This is a genomic window from Clostridium sp. TJA020 (assembly GCF_058310295.1).
In genome coordinates this window covers 53438-75283 of the sequence record NZ_JBZEFC010000004.1, presented here as the reverse complement: position 1 = coordinate 75283, position 21846 = coordinate 53438, and the positions used below count along the sequence as shown (strand labels likewise).

General features: G+C 27.0%; 16 protein-coding genes. 14 read left to right on the top strand and 2 right to left on the bottom strand.

Going from position 1 to position 21846, the window contains the following annotated elements:
* Positions 1-27 precede the first annotated feature (27 nt).
* Entirely contained in the window at positions 28-648 is a 621-nt protein-coding gene (locus tag AC4FQ1_RS08300) for a hypothetical protein (RefSeq protein ID WP_491169494.1), read from the top strand.
* 170 nt (positions 649-818) lie between these two features.
* On the opposite strand, the gene AC4FQ1_RS08295 is transcribed toward AC4FQ1_RS08300, so the two are convergent.
* The gene (locus AC4FQ1_RS08295; RefSeq protein WP_303129537.1) at positions 819-1559 is read right to left on the bottom strand and encodes a GntR family transcriptional regulator; all 741 of its coding nucleotides are present in this window, start codon (positions 1557-1559) and stop codon (positions 819-821) included.
* A 221-nt stretch (positions 1560-1780) separates the two neighbouring features.
* Between AC4FQ1_RS08295 and udp the strand changes: the two genes are divergently transcribed.
* The 11 genes from udp (at position 1781) to ygjK (ending at position 16776) form a co-directional block, all read left to right on the top strand.
* Positions 1781-2593 (top strand): uridine phosphorylase, encoded by an 813-nt coding sequence (gene udp, locus AC4FQ1_RS08290; protein WP_303129536.1) that lies wholly within the window; start codon positions 1781-1783, stop codon positions 2591-2593.
* 24 nt (positions 2594-2617) lie between these two features.
* Positions 2618-3808 carry a phosphopentomutase gene (locus AC4FQ1_RS08285; RefSeq protein ID WP_491169447.1) on the top strand — a complete coding sequence of 397 codons (1191 nt, stop codon included), beginning with the start codon at positions 2618-2620 and terminating at the stop codon, positions 3806-3808.
* A gap of 118 nt (positions 3809-3926) precedes the next feature.
* Positions 3927-4730: a zinc transporter ZupT gene (gene zupT, locus AC4FQ1_RS08280; protein WP_491169446.1), complete on the top strand. Its 804-nt coding sequence runs from the start codon at positions 3927-3929 to the stop codon at positions 4728-4730.
* 68 nt (positions 4731-4798) lie between these two features.
* Entirely contained in the window at positions 4799-6274 is a 1476-nt protein-coding gene (locus AC4FQ1_RS08275) for a catalase (protein ID WP_303129533.1), read from the top strand.
* A gap of 411 nt (positions 6275-6685) precedes the next feature.
* Complete coding sequence (locus tag AC4FQ1_RS08270) at positions 6686-7873, top strand: acetate/propionate family kinase (RefSeq protein ID WP_303129532.1); 1188 nt, start codon at positions 6686-6688, stop codon at positions 7871-7873.
* A 557-nt stretch (positions 7874-8430) separates the two neighbouring features.
* Positions 8431-9369, top strand: coding sequence for an ABC transporter substrate-binding protein (locus tag AC4FQ1_RS08265; RefSeq protein ID WP_303129531.1), 939 nt, complete (start codon positions 8431-8433; stop codon positions 9367-9369).
* Between the two features lie 69 nt (positions 9370-9438).
* Complete coding sequence (locus tag AC4FQ1_RS08260; protein ID WP_303129530.1) at positions 9439-10455, top strand: FecCD family ABC transporter permease; 1017 nt, start codon at positions 9439-9441, stop codon at positions 10453-10455.
* A 3-nt stretch (positions 10456-10458) separates the two neighbouring features.
* Positions 10459-11463, top strand: a complete 1005-nt coding sequence (locus AC4FQ1_RS08255; protein ID WP_491169445.1) for a FecCD family ABC transporter permease — start codon at positions 10459-10461, stop codon at positions 11461-11463.
* A gap of 17 nt (positions 11464-11480) precedes the next feature.
* On the top strand, positions 11481-12263 hold the full coding sequence (locus AC4FQ1_RS08250; RefSeq protein WP_491169444.1) for an ABC transporter ATP-binding protein: 783 nt from the start codon (positions 11481-11483) through the stop codon (positions 12261-12263).
* A gap of 32 nt (positions 12264-12295) precedes the next feature.
* Positions 12296-13639: an MATE family efflux transporter gene (locus AC4FQ1_RS08245; RefSeq protein ID WP_303129527.1), complete on the top strand. Its 1344-nt coding sequence runs from the start codon at positions 12296-12298 to the stop codon at positions 13637-13639.
* 461 nt (positions 13640-14100) lie between these two features.
* Positions 14101-16776, top strand: a complete 2676-nt coding sequence (ygjK, locus tag AC4FQ1_RS08240; RefSeq protein WP_491169443.1) for an alpha-glucosidase — start codon at positions 14101-14103, stop codon at positions 16774-16776.
* Between the two features lie 41 nt (positions 16777-16817).
* Here ygjK and AC4FQ1_RS08235 read toward each other — a convergent pair whose 3' ends face one another.
* Positions 16818-17933, bottom strand: a complete 1116-nt coding sequence (locus AC4FQ1_RS08235; RefSeq protein WP_491169442.1) for a DEAD/DEAH box helicase — start codon at positions 17931-17933, stop codon at positions 16818-16820.
* Between the two features lie 235 nt (positions 17934-18168).
* On the opposite strand from AC4FQ1_RS08235, the gene AC4FQ1_RS08230 reads away from it, so the two are divergent.
* On the top strand, positions 18169-19902 hold the full coding sequence (locus tag AC4FQ1_RS08230; RefSeq protein WP_491169441.1) for an ABC transporter ATP-binding protein: 1734 nt from the start codon (positions 18169-18171) through the stop codon (positions 19900-19902).
* Positions 19895-21676, top strand: a complete 1782-nt coding sequence (locus tag AC4FQ1_RS08225) for an ABC transporter ATP-binding protein (protein ID WP_491169440.1) — start codon at positions 19895-19897, stop codon at positions 21674-21676. The genes AC4FQ1_RS08230 and AC4FQ1_RS08225 overlap by 8 nt, the downstream gene beginning before the upstream one ends.
* Positions 21677-21846 lie beyond the last annotated feature (170 nt).

Below are 21846 nucleotides of genomic sequence, written 5' to 3'. Positions count from 1 at the left end.
AATATTAAAAAAGAAAGTGAGAAAACTATGGATAAAGAATTAATAGATGTAGTACTTATAAATAATTTAGGAGCAGAAGAACTTTTAAATGAGTTATATGGAGAAAAATTAAATTCTAAAAAGACTATATTAGAATATATAGAACTTACAAGTGTTTTTAAGCAAGAAGATGTAGATTCAGAAAAGATACAAGAAACTTATAACTATATTTATGAATGTATAGAAGCGATGGGAAATGCAATAAAGCCAAATACTATGATGTATTTAAAAAATACACTTAAAGGAAAACTTGGAAAGTTAGTTAAAGATAAAGATCCAAAAAAGGAAAATAGCTTTATTAAGTTTTTTAAAAAAGCATATCCTGCAAAAGAAAGAAGAAAAAACTTTACGTGGGTTCTTATGGATATAAATAATATAAAAAGTGATCAAATATGGACTACTTTAACTTATATAAATAGAGAATTAATAAAAAATAATATAAAGTTATCTCAAGAAGAAAAGAAAGATATAATAACCATGATAGAAAAATTAGTAAGCAAAAATAATATAAAATATGTAAATCAGGTTAAAAGTATGGAAAAACTTATTAATGAGTTAAAAATAAAAGTAGTCAATAAAAAAGATGGATTTAAGGTAGAAAAAAGATAAAAATATAAATATATTATTTTAAAATGAAATACGCAATAAATTTAAAAGAATAGTTTATTAAAGTTTAAAATAAGAAGAATTTTGAAAATAATTAAAAGATAAATAAAAAGATACTGTCATTAAATAATTAAATCTGTTTATGATAGTATCTTCTTCATTATTAATAATTATTATTTTATTGGATGAAATTTTATATCTGCATACTGCATAGGAATATAATTTTTATTAAATACTATTGGGTATTTATTGTTTTTATAAATAGCTTCTTCTATTAAATAAAATTGTTTTTCACAAGAAATAGGGTGACTTTTTGTTACGAAGCTACCGGCTGTTGAAAATTTTATATCAACTAAGGCATCGGTGCATTCATTATAAACTCTTTCTTCAACAAAATTTAAAAGCTCTTTTTTATTATTTAAATTAAGATTAAAAGAAGATATTGCTTCAATTGGCATTATTGTAAAGATATAAGCTATAGTGGTTCCTTTATGAATATACCATCTATCTATTCCAACAGTAGCTACAGATTCTTTTCCAAGTATTTTTGCAAAATAATCTGAAGGTGGTTGTATTTTTAAATCAAATTCAATATTATCAATTTCATGGTCTAAACATTTATATATAACATGTCCTATTTTTTCAAGACCTATTTTAGGAGCTGATGATTTTTTTGTTATAAAATTACCTTTTCCACGTATGTTTTTTATAAGACCATCATCTTGAAGCAATGATAATGCTTGACGAAGTGTACTTCTACTTACACCTAAAGTTTTAGCAAGATCAGGCTCAGATGGAAGTCTACTATGTTCAGAAAAGGAACCTTCTGTTATCATTTTAAAAAGTTTATTATAAACAGTTACATAGCGTAGTTCTTTTGCAGTGTCTATTACATTTATATTAATAGTATCCATTAAATCAACCTTTCTAATAATCGGACAAGTTGCATACAAGTTTGTTTTAAGTATTTGTTTTCTATAATATAAATTATAAAATATTTTAAAAAAATAGCAAATATAAAAAATGAAAAAAAGTGTAAACGATTGACAAGGGTTATAGTGCATGATATTATTTATATATAAATCATACAAGAAAATAGACAAGTTAAAGTTTTAAGTTTTAGGAGGCAATAAAAATGAGCAATGAACAAAATTCTAATAAAAAGTTAATTTATACAGAAGGTTCTGATAGACAATATCATATAGCAGTAGCACCAGGAGAAGTTGGAAGATATGTAATTATGCCAGGAGATCCAAAAAGATGTGCAAAAATTGCTAAATACTTTGATAATGCTGAACTTGTTGCAGATAACAGAGAATATGTAACTTACACTGGATATTTAGATGGTGTTAAAGTAAGTGTTACATCAACAGGTATTGGTGGTCCATCAGCTGCAATAGCTTTAGAAGAATTAGTTAATTGTGGAGCTGATACTTTCATAAGAGTAGGTACATGTGGTGGTATGGACCTTGATGTAAAAGGTGGAGATCTTGTAATAGCAACAGGTTCAATTAGAGCAGAAGGAACAACAAGAGAATATGTTCCAATAGAATTCCCAGCAGTAGCTAACTTAGATGTAGTTAATTCTTTAGTTTCAGCAGCTAAAACATTAAAAGCTCCTTATCATGTTGGAGTAGCGCAATCAAAAGATTCATTTTATGGACAACATTCACCAGAAACAAAACCAATAGGATATGATTTATTAAATAAATGGGATGCTTGGGTTAAATGTGGATGCTTAGCTTCAGAAATGGAAGGTGCAGCATTATTTATAGTAGGAAGTTACTTAAGAGTTAGAACAGGAGCTGTTTTCCTAACTGTAGCAAACCAAGAAAGAGAAAAGAGAGGACTTGAAAATGTTCAAGTTCATGATACAGAAAGAGCTATAAAGGTAGCAGTAGAAGCAATAAGAAATTTAATTAAATTAGATAAAGAAAATAGCAAATAGACGCAGGAAGAAGGTATTTTCAATATGGGAAAATATAAAAGAGTTTTTACAATAGTAATTGATTCACTAGGAATTGGAGCTATGCCTGATTCAGAAAAATATGGTGATGTAAATGTAGATACACTTGGACATATAGCTGAATCAGTAGAAAGTTTTAAAATTCCTAATCTACAAAAGATGGGAATATCAAATCTTCATAAAGTGAAGCATGTTGATAAAGTAGAAAAGCCTTTAGGATATCAAATGAGAATGGGTGAAGCAAGTGTTGGTAAAGATACAATGACTGGACACTGGGAGATGATGGGTTTACACATTACAAAACCTTTTAAAACATTCACTGATACAGGATTTCCTAAAGAATTATTAGATGAATTATCAAAGAGAACTGGTCATAATATAGTTGGAAATAAAAGTGCTAGTGGAACAGAGATATTAGATGAACTTGGAGAACACCAAATGAAGACAGGAGATATGATTGTTTATACATCAGCAGATTCTGTACTTCAAATTTGTGGTCATGAAGAAACTTTTGGATTAGATGAGTTATATAGATGTTGTGAGATTGCAAGAGAAATAACTCTTAAAGATGAATGGAAAGTTGGAAGAATAATTGCAAGACCATACATTGGAGATAAAAAAGGATCATTTAAACGTACTAGCAATAGACATGACTACGCATTAAAGCCATATGGAAGAACTGTACTTAATGAATTAAAAGATAATAATTTTGATGTAATTTCAGTAGGTAAAATCAAGGATATATTTGATGGTGAAGGAATTACAGAAGGAAATAAATCAAAAAGTTCAGTTCATGGAATGGAACAAACATTAGAAATAATGGATAGAGATTTTAATGGATTATGTTTTGTTAATTTAGTTGATTTTGATGCACTATGGGGACATAGAAGAAATCCAAAAGGTTATGCTGAAGAACTAGAAAAATTTGATGTTAATTTAGGGAAAGTATTAGATAAATTAAAAGATGATGATTTATTAATAATAACAGCAGATCATGGAAATGATCCAACATATAGTGGAACAGACCATACAAGAGAATATGTACCATTCTTAGCATATTCACCTTCAATGAAAGGCGATGGATTATTAGAAGATGCAAATACTTTTGCAACAATAGGTGCTACTATAGCAGATAACTTTGGTGTAAAAATGCCAGAAGGAACTATTGGAGAATCAGTATTAAACAAGTTAGACTAATAAAAAAAGAGAGTAGCTATAGTTACTCTCTTTTTTTATTTTAATATATTAATATAGACAAAAAACAATTCTAATAGTATAATTGATAATAATTTTCAATTAGAAATGAGGTGGTAGAATGAATAGTGTATTTACAGCTTTTTTATTAACATTAATAGCAGGATTAGCTACGGGGATAGGAAGTTTTATAGCTTTTTTTGCAAAAAAGACTAATACTAGATTTTTGTGTTTAAGTTTAGGATTTTCAGCAGGTGTAATGATATATGTTTCTATGATAGAAATATTCCAACAAGCAAATAAATCTCTTGTATTAGCTTTAGGGGAGAAAGTTGGAAGTATAGTTAATGTAATAGCATTTTTTTGTGGGATTTTTATAATTGCAATTATAGACAAGTTAGTTCCTAGTGAAGAAAATCCTCATGAAATTAAAAAAATTGAAGATATAAATGAAGATAAAATTAATAAAAATAAATCTCTTTTAAGAACTGGAGTTTTTACTGCTATTGCAATTACAATTCATAATTTTCCAGAGGGACTTGCTACATTTGTTTCTGCATTAAATGATGTAAGTTTAGCTATACCAATAACAATAGCAATAGCTATTCATAATATTCCTGAAGGAATATCAGTGTCTGTACCTATTTACTATGCTACTGGAGATAAGAAAAAAGCATTTTTATATTCATTTCTTTCAGGTATGTCAGAGCCTCTAGGAGCAATAATTGGTTACACATTACTTAGAAATATCATAAATGATATAACATTAGGTATACTTTTATCATCTGTTGCAGGTATTATGGTATTTATATCATTAGATGAATTGTTACCTACAGCTAGAAAATATGGAGAACATCATATATCTATATATGGATTAATTGCAGGAATGGCTGTAATGGCAATAAGTTTAATAATGTTTATTTAATCAGAAGTAGTAATATAGTTTAAGTTCTATTTATATATTAATTATAAATATATAAATAGGAGGATTATATGGGAAAACATAGATCAAAGAGATGTTACAATAATGAAGATAAATATATGACTAATAATGTAGGTAACCCAATAAGTAATGATAAGGATTCTTTAACTGTAGGAAAAAATGGACCAGCTTTATTAGAAGATTTAAATTTAATTGAAAAGTTAGCAAGTTTTGATAGAGAAAGGATACCAGAAAGGGTAGTTCATGCTAAAGGAGCTGGAGCTAAAGGTTATTTTGAATTAACTAGGTCAATGAAAGAATATACTATAGCAAAAGTTTTTACTGAAGTAGGTAAGAAGATACCAGTAGCAGTAAGATTTTCAACAGTAATTGGGGCTAGAGGCTCTGCTGATACGCTTAGGGATCCAAGGGGATTTGCAACAAAATTTTATACAGATGAAGGTATTTTAGATATAGTTGGTAATCATATACCGGTATTTTTTATAAGAGATGCTATGAAATTTCCGGATATGGTACATTCATTTAAACCATCTCCTGATAATAATTTAATGGATAAAAATAGATTTTGGGATTTTATTTCAAGTAGTCCAGAGTCAACTCATATGATAACTTTTCTTTTTTCAGATCTTGGAACTGTAAAAAGCTATAGAACAATGGGGGGATTTGGTGTAAATACTTATGTATGGGTTAATGATAAAGGAGAAAGGGTGTTTATAAAATACCATTGGGTTCCGCTTCTTGGTGTAAAAACTATTGATAGAAAAGAAGCAGAGATGCTTGCAGGTTTAGATCCTGATGTAGCAGTAAGAGATTTATATGAGCATATAGAAAAAGGAAATGTAGTTGAATATAAATTTAAAGTGCAAATTATGAAAGAAAGTCAAGTACAATCATTAGATTTTAATCCTTTGGATGCAACAAAAACTTGGCCAGAAGATAAGTTTCCATTAATTGATGTAGGTAAAATGACTTTGAATGAAAATCCTAAAAATTTCTTCGGAGAAATTGAGCAAATAGCTTTTTGTCCAGCAAATTTAGTCCCTGGTATAGAATTATCAGCAGATAAGTTATTACAAGGAAGAGGATTTTCTTATAAAGATAGTCAAAGACATAGAATAGGTTCTAATTTTCAACAGTTACCTATAAACAGGCCTAAAGTTGATGTTATAAATAATACTCAAGATGGACAAATGAGATATTATTATAATGAAGGTAAAGTTAATTATAAGCCTAATAAATTAAATAATAATAAGCCTATTGATTATCCACAAGGTCATCAAAAACCAAAGTTTGTTGAGGGATATGTAGTTAGAGAAGAAATAGACAAAAATGATAATTTTAAACAAGCTGGTGAGAGATTTAGAACTATGAGTGAAAAAGAAAGAGAAACATTGATTGATAATATAATAGCAGATATGTGGGAAGTAGATTGCGAAATACAATTAAAGGCTATAGAAAATTTTAAAAATGTTGATCCTGAATTTGGTAGGAGAGTTAGTGAAGGGTTAAATTTAAAAGAATTATAATAGAGTATAAAACTGTTTAAGTAATTATTAATAATATATGTATACTATGACATAATTAATATAATTTGACTAATTTAGATATTATTAAAAAAATATATTTTTGAAAAGATGTTTATAAATATATAAGCATCTTTTTTATAAATTTTAAATTTTGATGTAAAATAATAGTAAGAATATATTAAATTTTTTGACTATATTAAAAATAAAATAAAAAGTATAATATTTTTAATTATTTTTAAAATATTATCTTTAAAAATATTAAATTTCTAATGAAAATGTTGACATGGAATAAGTCAGAAGTTACAATAGGTTACAAGTAAAGGCTTACATTAGGGTGTATAATAAGGCTTTTAATGCTTTTAGGGAGGATTACTTATATTTTATTTTGTAAATTTATTGGAGGTTAATAATATGAAAGTACTTGTAATCAATTGTGGTAGTTCATCTTTGAAGTACCAATTAATAAATATGGAAAATGAGGAAGCAATAGCTACTGGTCTAGTAGAGAGAATTGGGTTAGAAGGATCTAGATTAGTTCATAAAAAAAATGGTGAAAAAAGTATTATAGAAGAATCAATAAAAGATCATAATGATGCTATAGAACTAGTTCTTAAAGCATTAATAGATGAAAACATTGGAGTAATATCAAGTTTAGATGAAATAAAGGCTGTTGGACATAGAGTTGTACATGGAGGAGAAAGATATTCAGAGTCAGTTGTAATTGATGAAGATGTTATAAAATATTTAGAAGAAATATCACCACTTGCACCACTTCATAATCCTGCTAATATTATAGGAATAAAAGCATGTCAAAAATTAATGCCAAATGTTCCGATGGTAGGAGTTTTTGATACAGCATTCCATCAAACATTACCTAAGAAGGCATATATATATGCTATTGATTATAATTTATATGATAAACATCAAATAAGAAAATATGGATTCCATGGAACTTCACATAAGTATGTATCACAAAAACTTGCAGATGCAATGGGTAAAGATATAAAGGACTTAAAAATTATAACTTGTCATTTAGGTAATGGAGCTAGTTTAGCTGCAGTTAAAAATGGAAAGTGTATAGAAACTTCAATGGGATTCACACCACTTGCTGGAGTTCCAATGGGGACAAGATCAGGTAATATAGATCCATCAATAATTCCTTTCTTAGTAAATGAATGTGGATATACTATGGAACAAGTTAATAATTCTTTAAATAAAGATTCAGGTGTTTTAGGAATATCAGGAGTAAGTTCAGATTTTAGAGATATTGAAGATGCTGCAGCAGAAGGAAATGAAAGAGCTCAACTTGCTTTAGATATATTCCACTATAAGATTAGAGAATTTATTGGATCATATATTATTGCTATGGGTGGAGTAGATGCAATAGCATTTACAGCAGGTGTTGGAGAAAACTCACCAGAAACTAGAGAAGAATGTTTAAAAGATTTAGAGTTTTTAGGAATTGAATTAGATAGAGAAAAGAATAAAGTAAGAGGAAAGTTAAGAGAAATTTCAACAGAGAATTCAAAAGTTAAAGCTTATGTTGTTCCAACTAATGAAGAACTTATGATTGCTAAAGAAACTGCAAATCTTATTTAATTTAAAAACAAAATATTTTATTAATAATGTGCTTTTAAGAAACTCTATAACTTTGTTATAGAGTTTTTTATAAATATTTAATTATAAGTGTTATTAAAATTTATATTTTTAAGTTAATTAATTTAAATTATATTATATATAAATAGTTGTTTAAAAATAATTTTATAATAATATAAGGCTTATATGAAAAAAGATAATAGTATTATTTAGAAATTAGTAGGAATTTAAATATAAATTTTGAATGAATTTATAGAATAATATTATTAGATAAATTTTAATTTTATTTCTATAATTTATATGTGATAAAAAAGATAGCTATTAAAAATGGCTATCTTTTTTTTATGAAATTAATTTAATATTTTATATTTATAGGGAATATTATGTGAAGATATTATAGCTTAATTGAAAAAATAATAAAAAATAAATATGGAAAATATTACTTTGAAAATAAATTGTGATAATAATTGACTGATAGATAAAATAAATATATAATTACTTTACGATTATGATATTCATTATCATTTAAAAAGGAATTGTAATTTAGGAGGAATATATTAATGAAGAAATTAAAATCGTTAATTTTGGTAGCAATATCGGTTATATCAATGGCTACATTTGTTGCATGTGGAAACACAAGTAAAGAAGATAATAAAGAATCAGTAAAAAGGGTTGTGAGTACTTTAAAAGGAGATATTGAAGTACCAACAAACCCTCAAAGAATAGTTGATATATCAGGAAGTAGTGAAGATTTAATAATTTTAGGATATACTCCTGTTGGAACAGCTAATATAGACTCGTATGACACAACTAAGGTTCCAAGTTATATGAGCGATAAATTTAAAGAAACTAAAGTTGTAGGACACTCAATGATGGAAACTATGGATATGGAAGCAATACTTTCTTGCAATCCAGATTTAATTATAATGAGTGAAAGACAAGAAAAAATCTATGATCAGTTAAAAGATATAGCTCCAACAATTATGATAAAAGATTATGCAAATGATTGGAGAAGTAGGTTAACTGATATTGGAAAGTTATTTGAAAAGGAGGATATAGCAAATACATGGCTTTCAAATTATGATAAAAAAGCAGAAGAATTAGGAAAAGAAGTAATAGCTAAAAATGCAAAAGAAACATATTTACCAGTACTTGCTAGCCAAGGGTCATTTTTAGTATTTACTGATGCTGGTATAGGTTCAATATTATATGATGATATGAAGTTATCTAGACCTGAAAATATGCCAAAGCAAGATAATATAACGCTTCCACAAGTTACTATGGAAGGATTAACTAAAATAGATGCTGATAATATTGTTGTAATTGCAGATGAATCAAATAAAAAAGATTTAGATAAAAGTAATGTTTGGTCACAAATAAGAGCAGTGAAAAATGGAAATGTTGTAATGCTTAATACAAGTCCATATTTTACTCAAGTATATAATCCTATAGGAAAAGAATTAATTTTAGAATCAATTAAAGAAGAATTATTAAAATAATTAAGAAGGTGGCAATAATAGAAGCCACCTTCTTAATTATAAGTTTATAAGTATAGTTTAGGAGGCTAAATGAATAAAAAAAGAAAGAGGAAGATAAATACATATAGCTTGATAGTAATAGGAACGATTTTATTGTTACTAGGGCTTTGGATTTCTATATCATTTGGAGCTAAAGAAATAGATTTATTTACAATTTTAAAAAGCATATTCAATAATGGAGATGATGTAAATATAAAAATAATAAGAGATATAAGAATACCTAGGGCTCTTGTATCTGCATTAGTTGGAGGGTTTTTAGCAGTTTCAGGAGCTATAATACAAGGGATAACAAGAAACCCAATAGCAGATCCTTCAGTAATGGGAATTACTCAAGGGGCAACCTTTACTATATCTATGGCTTTTGCTTTACAAATATTAAATCCCAAATTAGTTATAGGAAGTTTTGGACTTATGATATTTGCATTTTTTGGAGCAAGTATAAGTGGAGTTTTAGTTTATTTCATAAGTTCAAGAACAACTAGAAAAGTTAATCCTGTAAAATTAGCCTTATCTGGAACTGCAATAGGAACTTTATTAATATCTTTAGCTGTTGGAGTAGCAATGTATTTTAATTTATCACAACAATTAAGTTTCTGGATATCAGGTGGATTAATTGGGGTAAAATGGGAGAGTGTTTATTTATTAAGCATTATTGGAACTATTGGAGTTTTATTAGCAATGATAATTTCGCCTAAGATTACAATTTTAAGTTTAGGTGAAGAAGTTGCAATAGGTCTTGGTGAAAATACTAATAGAGTAAGATTAATTTCTATTTTTATAGTAATTTTATTAACTGGAGCATCTGTAGCTGTAGCTGGAAATATTATTTTTGTAGGTCTTATAGTTCCACAAATAGTCAAAAAAGTAGTTGGTTCAGATTTTAAATATATAATACCTACTTCTTTAATAGTTGGAGCTGTATTACTTGTATATGGGGACATTATATCAAGAATGATAAATCCACCATATGAAACACCCGTAGGGTCATTAACAGCTTTAATTGGAGCTCCAATATTTATATATTTAATTAGAAAAGGAGAGAGGTAATTAATGAGAAATAAAAAAAATATATTTATATTGTTAATTTTAATAGCTTTAATTTTTGCTACATTTTTAATTAGCTTAAACCTTGGATCTTTTTCTATGAATCCGTTAGAAGTAATAAAAACACTAATAGGACAAGGAAGTAAAAGTCATAATATAGTTATATTTGACATTAGATTACCTAGAATAATAATTGCATTATTAGTTGGAACAGCACTTGCAACAGCAGGTACGTTACTTCAAGGAGTTACTAAAAATGATTTGGCTGATTCAGGAATACTTGGAATAAACTCAGGTGCTGCACTTTTTGTAGTAGTATATATTTTTTTTATGAATGGTAATGTTTATGAAGGTGTAAGTAATTTTACCATATTTACTATGCCAATAGTGGCACTTTCAGGAGCTTTATTTGGGGCATTTTTAATTTACATTTTAGCATGGAAAAATGGAATAAGTTCTTCAAGATTGATTTTAGTAGGAATAGGTATTAACATAACTTTTTCATCAATACTTACTATATTTCAATTAAAATTTACTACACAAGAATTCAATAGAGTAATGGCATGGACACAGGGAAGTATATGGGGTTCAAATTGGAAATATGTTATGGCAATAGCACCATTAATAATTGTATTTATGACTCTTACAATATATAAATCAAGATATTTAGATATATTAAATTTAGGTGATGAAGTTTCAATTAATCTTGGAATAAATGTTGAAAGAGAAAGAGGAAAATTAATTATTTATGCAGTTATATTGGCTGGTGTTGCAACGTCTGTTGCAGGAAGTATATCTTTTTTGGGACTTATATCTCCACATATTGCAAGAAAATTAGTTGGTCCGAATCATAATACACTTATACCAATAGCAGCACTTATTGGAACTTTAATTTTACTAATAGGAGATACAATTTCAAGAAATTTACTAGCACCAATAGAAGTTCCAGTAGGAATTGTAGTAGCTATAATAGGTGTTCCGTATTTTGTTTATTTAATGTTGTCAGAATAATGGAGGAATAAATAAGGATGAATTGTATAAAAACTAAAGATTTAAATATATCTTATGGAAATTTAGATATTGTAAAAAATCTGAATTTAGAAATACCAAGAGGAAAAATAACTACAATTATAGGAGCCAATGGATGTGGAAAATCTACTATTTTAAAAACATTAGGTAGAATAATTAAGCCTAAGAGTGGATTAATATATATAAATGGAAAAGAGATAAATAGTCAAGATTCAAAAGAACTTGCAAAGGCTATGGCTGTATTACCTCAAAGTCCAAAGGCTCCAAATGGGTTAACAGTTGAGGAGTTAATTTCATATGGTAGATTTCCATATCAAAAAGGATTTGGAAAATTAAAAGATGAAGATAAAGAGATAATTAATTGGGCATTAGAAAAAACAAATATATTGGAGTTTAGAGATAGACCTATAGAGACATTATCAGGAGGTCAAAGACAAAGAGCGTGGATTGCAATGGCTTTGGCACAAGAAACTGATATTTTGTTACTTGATGAACCTACAACATATCTTGATTTAGCACATCAATTGGAGATTCTTAAGGTTTTAGAGGAACTTAACAAAAAAGAAGATAGAACTATAGTAATGGTAATACATGAATTAAATAATGCAGCTAGATTTGCAGATTATATGATTGGATTAAGAAAAGGTAAAATAATATGTACAGGTACTTCACATGAAGTTATGACAAAAGAAAATCTTAAAGAACTTTTTAATATTGATGCTGAGATAGTTAACGATCCAAGAAGTGGTAAGCCAGTTTGTATAACTTATGATATGGTATAAAACTATGTATACATAATTAAAGAGGTTTAAGAATGAAAAATTTAGAAAATTTAGCAGAAGAAAAGATTAGCAAATTAATTATTAAATATTCAATTCCAGCTATTTTGAGTATGTTAATAACTTCTCTTTATAACATTGTAGACAGAGTTTTTATTGGATCAATTAATGGTGTTGGAGCATTAGCTATAGCAGGGCTTGGAGTTACAATGCCTATATTTACTTTAATAGTATCATTTGGTGTTTTGATATCAATGGGAGCAACTACAAATATTGCAATAAAACTTGGAGAAGGAAATCATGAAGAAGCAGAAAAATACTTAGGAAATGCAGTACTTTTTTCAGTCATAATTTCAATTTTTATTATGATAATAGGACTAAATTTTATAAATCCTATATTAAATGTATTTGGGGCAAGCTATGATACTATAATTTATGCAAGAGAATATATTAGTGTAATACTTTTAGGGTCAGTTACTTGCATAACTGGATTTACATTAAATAATATTATAAGAGTAGATGGTAATCCAAAATTTGCTGCAAAAACTATGATATTAGGTTGTTTAATAAATATAATATTAGATCCAATATTTATATTTAAGTTTAATATGGGGATAAAAGGAGCGGCTATTGCAACTGTGCTTACTCAAGTTATTATATTCGCTATACTAATATATTATTTTTTAAGTGAAAAATCTACTATTAAAATAAGAAGATATAATTTAAAATTAGATTTTAAAATTATTAGAAAAATTATAATTTTAGGAATCTCACCTTTTATTATGGAACTTGCTACAAGCTTTGTTTCTTTAATAATGAATAATTACTTGAAAATATATGGAGGGGATTTAGCAATTGGTGCTATGACTGCAATTAATTCAATAATATTAATATTTATAATGCCTATTTTTGGAATAAATCAAGGTATTCAAGCTATTATAGGATATAATTATGGAGCAAAAAAATATAAAAGAGTTAAGGATACATTAAAATTATCTATTATATATTCAACAGTTATATCGATAGTAGGATTTTTATTAATTGAAATTTTCCCTAAAGTATTAGTTAGTGTATTTAGTAATGATTCACAGCTTATGGATGTGGCTATAATAGGAATTAGAGTATATTCATTAACGCTTCCTCTTATAGGAATTATACTTATTGGACCAGCGTATTTCCAAGCTATAGGTAAGATTAAGCAGTCAATGTTTTTATCAGTTCTTAGGCAGATTGTAGTATTAATTCCAATATTATTTATATTACCAAGATTTATTGGTTTAAGTGGGGTATGGTTAGCTCAGCCAATTACAGACTTAATAACAACTTTAATTATTGTAGTTTTATTAGTAACAGAATTCAAATTTAATAATAAGCAATAGTAAAAAAAATAATTTTAAGGGATAAAATAATAATATATTTATAGAAAATAAATTAATTTACAGTTTACAATATTTTACATAATAAATTAAATATATATGATAAATAAAAATATAAATAAGAAATATTGGTTAAATATATCTAGATTTTTTAAATCTAGATATATTTTTACAAAAAATTAATAAAAATATAATAAAATGTTGACATAAAAACATTTACATGCTAATATTTGCTATATAATGCAAGAAAATGGTGAAAATACTTATCATTTTTTATTGAGGTAATACCTAAATTAACTTTAAAACTCTTATATTATAATGCTGAAATATTATAAAAATATTTTGGTTTAATTATGGTGTAAGAAATGCTTGATTTAGGTGTTTTTTTATATAAATTTAAGGTTAAAATTTTGTTTTAACAAAGTTAATTATAATAAAAAGGCGTTTAGGGGAGGATTTTATTTATGGCTTTTAGAATGAAAAAGAAAGGGATTATAACAACGGCTGTATTAACAGCAGTATTAGTTGGAAATTTAGGGGGAATAAATGTTTTAGCTAAAGATAAGAGAGATAAGGTTACTGATTTTAAAAATGTTCTTAATGTAACTGCAAATCCAACATCACAAATATATGGATCATATTCAACAAATAAATATAACAATTTCTCAGATATGGGAGCATGGCATGGTTACTATTTACCAACTAAAGATGCTAAAGAGATATATGGTGGTTTCGCAGGTCCAGTAATAATTGGAGAAGAATATCCAACAAATATGTCTAAAACAATTAGTAAAATTATTATAGAAAATACAGAAACAAAAGAAAAATATGATTTAACTAAAGCAAAAAATGTAACTTTTAATTATTATCCAGGAAAATTGGTTCAAATATATGAAATGAAAGATTTTAACTTAACTTTAGAACTTATTTTTGCAAGTAATAGAAGTGCACTTATACAAACAAAAATAGAAAATAAAACAAATAAGGAATTAAACTTAAATTTAAAATGGACAGGAAGTATATTTGGAGAGCTTAATACAGGAAATAAAGTTATAGATTTAAAACAAAGTTTAGAAGCAACAGACAAAGGAGTTCAAGTTAACTTTTCACAATTAAGAGATACATGGAATTTCTTCTCAACTCCAGAAACTAAGTTTACAGTTCAATATGATGGAAATGTAAAAACAGAAGTTGAAGGAAAGAATTATGTAACTACATTAAATGATGAAGTTATAATAAAACCTGAAAAAGAGTTTAAAACTTATTCAACTCAAACATATACTTTTACTAATGAAGAATTAAAAAATGAAAAGAAGAATTTAGACAAATACATAGGGAATGGAGATAAATATTTTGCAGAAAATAATAGTCGTTGGCAAGGATATCTAGATAAAACTTTTGAAGGAGTAGAAAGTACTAATAATCCAGAATATAAAAATGCTACTGTTAAATCAATAGAAACTTTAATTACAAACTGGAGAAGTGCAGCAGGAGCAATTAAACATGATGGTATAGTTCCTTCAATGTCATACAAGTGGTTTATTGGAATGTGGGCATGGGACTCATGGAAACAAGCTGTAGCTACAGCAAAATTTAATGGTAAACTTGCTCAAGATAATATAAAAGCTTTATTTGATTATCAAATTAAAGGAAATGATGATTTAAGACCACAAGATAAAGGAACTATAATAGACGCTATTTTCTACAATAAAGATGAAGCAAGAAATGGTGATGGTGGTAACTGGAATGAAAGAAATTCAAAGCCAGCATTAGCAGCATGGGCAGTTTGGAATGTTTATAAAGAAACTAATGATAAAGCATTTTTAGCAGAAATGTATCCTAAATTAGTTGAATATCATAACTGGTGGTATACAAATAGAGACCATGATAAAAATGGTATAGCAGAATATGGTGGAATGGTACATGATGCACATTGGTTATACGATGAAAATGGAAATATTGTGAAAGATGAAAAAGGAAATCCTAAATTTAATGAAGATGAAGTAATATTAGCAGCTGCTTGGGAAAGTGGTATGGATAATGCTACAAGATTTGATAAAGAAGGAGCAGGCGGAGAAGATGTTGGTGTAAAGGTATTTGAGAATAAAGATAAAAATGGAAAGCTTCTTGGATATTCAATAAATCAAGAATCAGTTGATTTAAATGCATATCTTTATGCAGAAAAAGGATTTTTAAAATCAATAGCAAATGAATTAGGAAAGTCATCTGATGCAAATAAATATGATAAAGAAGCAAAATATGTAAGAGAATATGTAAGTGAAAATATGTTTGATGAGAAAACAGGATTTTTCTATGATCTTCAAATAAGTGAAGATGGAAAGAAGAAAAATATGTTAGATGAAAGAGGAAAAGGAACAGAAGGATGGATTCCTTTATGGGCAAAAATGGCTACTAGAGAGGAAGCAGAAAAAGTTAAAGATAATATGGTCGATCCAGGAAAATTCGATACTTTTGTACCTTTCCCAACAGCATCAAAAGATAATTCAAAATATGACCCAAGTAAATATTGGAGAGGACCAGTATGGCTTGATCAAGCATTATATGGAGTAGAGGCTCTTCAAAATTATGGATATAACAAAGATGCTGAAAGAATGGCTAAAAAGTTATTTAATAATGCAGAAGGATTAATGGGGGATGGACCAATTAGAGAAAATTATAATCCAGAAACAGGAGAAGGTCTTCATACTAAAAACTTTAGTTGGTCAGCATCAGCATATTATTTAATGTATAAGAATACTTTAACTTCAAAAAATACTACATCACAAGAAGCAATAGCAATTCCAACATCAAATAATAATGAAGAAAACAAACCAGAAAATAAACCAGAAAATAAACCAGAAAATAAACCAGAAAATAAACCAGAAAACAAACCAGAAAATAAACCAGAGAATAAGCCAGAAAATAAACCAGAGAATAAGCCAGAGAATAAACCAGAAAATAAGCCAGAAAATAAGCCAGAAAACAAACCAGAGAATAATAAGCCGAATGATGAAGGAAATCAAAATGTAGATAATAGCAAGCCTATGCCAAATACAGGATATAGTTTAGGATTTGCAGGAGTTTTAGCTGCAACTTCTATAGCTGCAGGAATAGGATTAATAAAAAGAAGAAAAAAATAAAAAATTAATTAATAAATAGAGCAATTATATAATTGCTCTATTTATTTTGTTATATTAATGTTACGCTCAGGTATTTTATAATCTAAAAGTTCTTCAATTTTTTTAAAATTACCTTCATGTCTTGGAACTACAAACATGCAAGTATAGCCATCTTCTCCAGCTCTACCAGTTCTTCCAATTCTATGAATATAACTTTCAGGGGTTTCAGGCACATCATAATTATAGATATGAGTAACTCCAGTTATGTCTATTCCTCTAGCTGCAACATCAGTTGCTATTAAATATTGAATATCAGCATTTCTAAAAGATTTTATTGTTCTTTCACGCTTAGATTGAGGAATATCACTATGTATTTTTTTGCAGTTAAATCCTTTTTTATGCATAGCTTCCTCTAAATCATCAACTCTTCTTTTAGTTCTACAAAATATTATAGCCATAAAAGGATTATCTTCTTTTAAAACTTCACATAAAGAATCTTGCTTCCATCTATCTGTTGTAAAAACAACATTTTGTTTGATTTTATCAACAGTTATATTTTCTTCTTTAATTTCAACTAAAACAGGATCGTTCATGTATCTATAAGCAAGTTTTTTTACTTTAGAATCTAGAGTTGCTGAAAAACAAAGAGTTTGACGTTTTTTTGGAACAAACTTCATAATTTCATCTATTTCATTTTTAAAACCCATAAAAAGAATTTGATCTGCTTCATCTATAACTATTGATTTAAGTTTACTTAAGTTTATAGTTTTTCTTTTTATATGATCTATTAATCTACCAGGAGTTGCAACTATTAAATGAACAGTATTTTTAAGTTTTTTTATTTGAGATGAAACATCTTTTCCACCATAAGCTGCAAGAATATTAATTGTATTATTTACATTAAGTTTATTTGCTTCTTCAGTTATTTGTATAGCAAGTTCTCTAGTTGGAGATATAATAAGAACTTGAGTAAAATTATCTTTATTTGATATAGATTGAAATAATGGTAATAAAAAGGCTAAAGTTTTTCCAGTACCAGTTTTAGCTTCACCAATTACATCCTTTTTGTTTAAAATATAAGGTATGCATTCTAATTGTATTGGTGTTGGTTTTTTAATACCATTTTTATTTAAAGTTTTAACTATATTATTATTTATTCCTAAATTATTAAAATTCATTAATTATTATCCTTTCAATAAAAAATATAAAAATGGAGCTTGGTATCCGGCGAAAGACAACCAAGCTCCACAATTAATTAGCACTTTACGTACCAACTGCTAGATAATCATATCATTTAAATTAAAATGAGTCAACAAGATATATAAATAATATAAATGGAAAATATACAAAATATAAAATTATTGCTATAATTTTTAATAATATTAAAATACTATGAGAGGAGATGAGAATTAAATGAGATTAATTTTAAAGTATTTAAAAAGGTATAAAGGATTAATTATTTTAAATGTATTATCGGTATTTGGATTTGCATTAGTAGAACTTGGGATACCAACTATAATGGCAAAAATTATAGATGTTGGTATTGTTTATAATGATATTCCCTATATAAGAAAAATGGGAATTATTATTGTTGTCATATCAATAATAGGATCTATTGGAACCATTATTTTAGGATATTGTTCCTCAAAAATTTCAACTAGTATAACTAGAGATATTAGAAATGATATATTTTGTAAAGTACAAGAATTTTCCCATAGTGAATATGATAAATTTGGAATATCTTCTATGATTACTAGAACTACTAATGATGCATTTCAATTACAACAATTTATAAATACTGTTTTAAGAACAGCATTAATCACACCAGTAATGTTTACTATAAGTTTAATAATGATAATAAAAACAAGTCTATCATTATCTTTAGTATTAGCTATAACAATTCCATTTATAATAGCAGGAGTAGTTATTATAGCCAAAGTATCTCATCCTATGTCAAAAAGGCAACAAAAAGGTTTGGATAAATTAAATAGAATCTCCAGAGAAAATTTAACAGGTATAAGGGTTATAAGAGCCTTTGGAAATGAAGATCATGAAACAGAAAGATTTAAAGATACAAATGAAAATTATGCTGATGTTTCAAAAAAATTAAATAAACTTATGTCAAGTGCTCAACCTACTTTTTTCTTATTACTTAATCTAGCTATAATTGCAATATTTTGGATTTCAAGTAAGATGATTAATACTGGGTCTTTAGAAGTTGGGCAATTAGTTGCATTTATTGAATATTTATTTCATGCAATGTTTTCAATTATGTTGTTTTCTTTAGTTTTTGTAATGTATCCAAGAGCTGAGGTATCAGCAAATAGAATACAGGAATTATTAGATGAACAACCGTTAATTAAAAATCCTATAAATGGAATAAAAAATGTGAAAGATGAAGGAAAAATAGAATTTGAAAATGTTACCTTCACATATCCTTATGGGGAAGAACCAGTACTTAAAAATATATCATTTACTGCTAATAAAGGTGAAACAATAGCTTTTATAGGTAGTACAGGAAGCGGTAAAAGTACACTTATAAATTTAATTCCTAGATTTTATGACGTTACTGAAGGAAATATAAAAATTGATGGAGTAGATGTTAGAGATTATGATTTGAAATTTCTTAGAAGTAAAATTGGATTTATTCCACAAAAAACATTATTGTTTACAGGCAGCATAGGTAAAAATATAAAGTTTGGTAAAAAAGATGCAAATAAGAATGAATTAATTCATTCTGCAAAAGTATCACAAGCATATGATTTTATAGTTAAAAAGCCTAATAGCTTTGATGAAGAGATAAGTGAAGGTGGAGCAAATGTGTCAGGTGGACAAAAACAAAGATTATCTATAGCAAGAGCTATAGTTAGAAAACCAGAAATTTATATTTTTGATGATAGTTTTTCAGCACTTGATTTTAAGACAGATGCTATATTAAGAGCTAAACTTAAAGAAGAAACTCATGATTCAATTGTTTTAATAGTTGCGCAAAGAATTAGTTCAATTCTTGATGCTGATAAAATAATTGTATTAAATGAAGGTGAAGTTGTAGGAGAAGGAACTCATAAGGAATTACTTAAATCTTGTGAAATTTATTATGAGATTGCTACATCACAACTTACAAAGGAGGAATTAGAAGATGAATAGATTAAAAAATATAAAAACTACTTTTAAGAAAATTTCTCCTTATATAAAACCATATAAAATAGGATTTTTATTGTCTATATTTTTTATAGTTTTAGCAGCAATTATAAGTTCATTATCTCCAATTATTGAAGGGCTTATAATTACTAAACTTACAGAAGATGTAATTGCTATTTCAAAAGGAATAGTAGGTGCAGGTGTAGATTTTACTTATATTACTAAAATTTTAATTATTTTAGCAATATTTTACGTTTCTTATACACTTTTAATTTATGCTTCAAATTTTTTATTAACAAATGCAATTCAAAATACAATTAGAGATTTGAGAAATTCTCTTTTAAATAAAATTAAAAGATTACCAATAAGCTATTTTGATAAAAATAGTTATGGAGACATTTTAAGTCGTATATCTAATGATGTTGATACAATATCAAATGCACTTCAGCAAAGCTTTAGTCAAGTTGTAAATTCAATACTTGCAGTAACTTTAGCAGTAGTTATGATGTTTACTATCAATATTACTATGGCAATACTTGCAACACTTATTATTCCTATAAGTTATTTAGTTTCAAGATTTATAGTAGGTAAGTCTCAAAGTTTATTTAAAAAGCAACAAAATGCTTTAGGAAAATTAAATGGAAGCGTGCAAGAGATGTATACTGGATTTAATGAAATAAAGTTATATGGAAAACAAGATGATGCAATTAAAGAATTTAAAGAAATAAATGAGGAACTTTGTACAAATGGATTTAAAGCACAGTTTGTATCAGGACTTATGTCCCCATTAGTATCATTAGTAACTTATTTAGGAATTGCAGTTATGGCATTTATAGGACCTATTTATGCAATCAAAGGCATAATTACAGTTGGTAACCTTCAAGCATTTATTCGTTATATATGGCAAATAAATCAGCCACTTTCACAAATAACTCAATTATCTTCAAGTATACAATCAGCTTTTGCAGCTGTAGACCGTGTACTTGAAATATTAGATGAAAAAGAAGAAACACCTGACCTTGTAAACTCTGCAAAAATTAAAAATTTACGTGGAGATGTTACTTTTGAGCATGTTAAGTTTGGATATAGCGAAGATAAAATTTTAATAAAGGATTTAAATGCTAAAGTAAAGAGTGGGCAAATGGTTGCAATAGTAGGTCCAACTGGAGCTGGAAAGACAACTTTAATAAATTTACTTATGAGATTTTATGATGTTAATGGTGGGTCAATAAAAATAGATGGTGTTGATATTAGAGATATGAAACGTAAAGATTTACGTTCAATATTTGGAATGGTTCTTCAAGATACATGGCTTTTTAATGGAACAATATATGATAATATTGAGTATGGTAGGTTTGGAGCAACTAAAGAAGATATAGTGAATGCTTGTAAAATTGCAAATGTACATCACTTTATTAAAACTTTACCTGACGGATACAATATGTTTTTAAATGAAGAAGCATCAAATATATCTCAAGGTGAAAAACAACTTTTAACTATTGCAAGAGCTATAATAAAGGATCCAGCAATACTTATATTAGATGAAGCTACAAGTTCAGTAGACACAAGACTTGAACTTTTACTTCAAAAAGCTATGCAAAATATAATGAAAGGTAGAACAAGTTTTGTTATTGCGCATAGATTGTCTACAATACGTAATGCAGATTTAATATTAGTTATTAATGATGGGAATATTATAGAACAAGGAAATCATGAAGAACTAATGTCAAAAAAAGGATTTTATGAAAAACTTTATAATAGCCAATTTGCAAATAAATAGATCTAAATTAAGTATAAATTATAAATAATAAAAATAAAGGTTGTTATATATACAATACTGTGTTATTATTAATGAGTAGCAAAAATGCTAACAACAAGAAAAGTTTCTCTTGGGTATATAATTTCTCTTAAATTAATTAGAGGTTATTATCAATTTGAATCTTTTAATTT

Bases quoted from the DNA above. Each gene is read 5' to 3' on its own strand.
- AC4FQ1_RS08295 (WP_303129537.1), bottom strand. From the start codon at position 1,559: ATGGATACTATTAATATAAATGTAATAGACACTGCAAAAGAACTACGC.
- AC4FQ1_RS08285 (WP_491169447.1), top strand. From the start codon at position 2,618: ATGGGAAAATATAAAAGAGTTTTTACAATAGTAATTGATTCACTAGGA.
- AC4FQ1_RS08255 (WP_491169445.1), top strand. From the start codon at position 10,459: ATGAGAAATAAAAAAAATATATTTATATTGTTAATTTTAATAGCTTTA.
- AC4FQ1_RS08265 (WP_303129531.1), top strand. From the start codon at position 8,431: ATGAAGAAATTAAAATCGTTAATTTTGGTAGCAATATCGGTTATATCA.
- AC4FQ1_RS08275 (WP_303129533.1), top strand. From the start codon at position 4,799: ATGGGAAAACATAGATCAAAGAGATGTTACAATAATGAAGATAAATAT.
- AC4FQ1_RS08230 (WP_491169441.1), top strand. From the start codon at position 18,169: ATGAGATTAATTTTAAAGTATTTAAAAAGGTATAAAGGATTAATTATT.
- ygjK (WP_491169443.1), top strand. From the start codon at position 14,101: ATGGCTTTTAGAATGAAAAAGAAAGGGATTATAACAACGGCTGTATTA.
- zupT (WP_491169446.1), top strand. From the start codon at position 3,927: ATGAATAGTGTATTTACAGCTTTTTTATTAACATTAATAGCAGGATTA.
- AC4FQ1_RS08245 (WP_303129527.1), top strand. From the start codon at position 12,296: ATGAAAAATTTAGAAAATTTAGCAGAAGAAAAGATTAGCAAATTAATT.
- AC4FQ1_RS08235 (WP_491169442.1), bottom strand. From the start codon at position 17,933: ATGAATTTTAATAATTTAGGAATAAATAATAATATAGTTAAAACTTTA.
- AC4FQ1_RS08250 (WP_491169444.1), top strand. From the start codon at position 11,481: ATGAATTGTATAAAAACTAAAGATTTAAATATATCTTATGGAAATTTA.
- AC4FQ1_RS08260 (WP_303129530.1), top strand. From the start codon at position 9,439: ATGAATAAAAAAAGAAAGAGGAAGATAAATACATATAGCTTGATAGTA.
- AC4FQ1_RS08270 (WP_303129532.1), top strand. From the start codon at position 6,686: ATGAAAGTACTTGTAATCAATTGTGGTAGTTCATCTTTGAAGTACCAA.
- udp (WP_303129536.1), top strand. From the start codon at position 1,781: ATGAGCAATGAACAAAATTCTAATAAAAAGTTAATTTATACAGAAGGT.
- AC4FQ1_RS08225 (WP_491169440.1), top strand. From the start codon at position 19,895: ATGAATAGATTAAAAAATATAAAAACTACTTTTAAGAAAATTTCTCCT.
- AC4FQ1_RS08300 (WP_491169494.1), top strand. From the start codon at position 28: ATGGATAAAGAATTAATAGATGTAGTACTTATAAATAATTTAGGAGCA.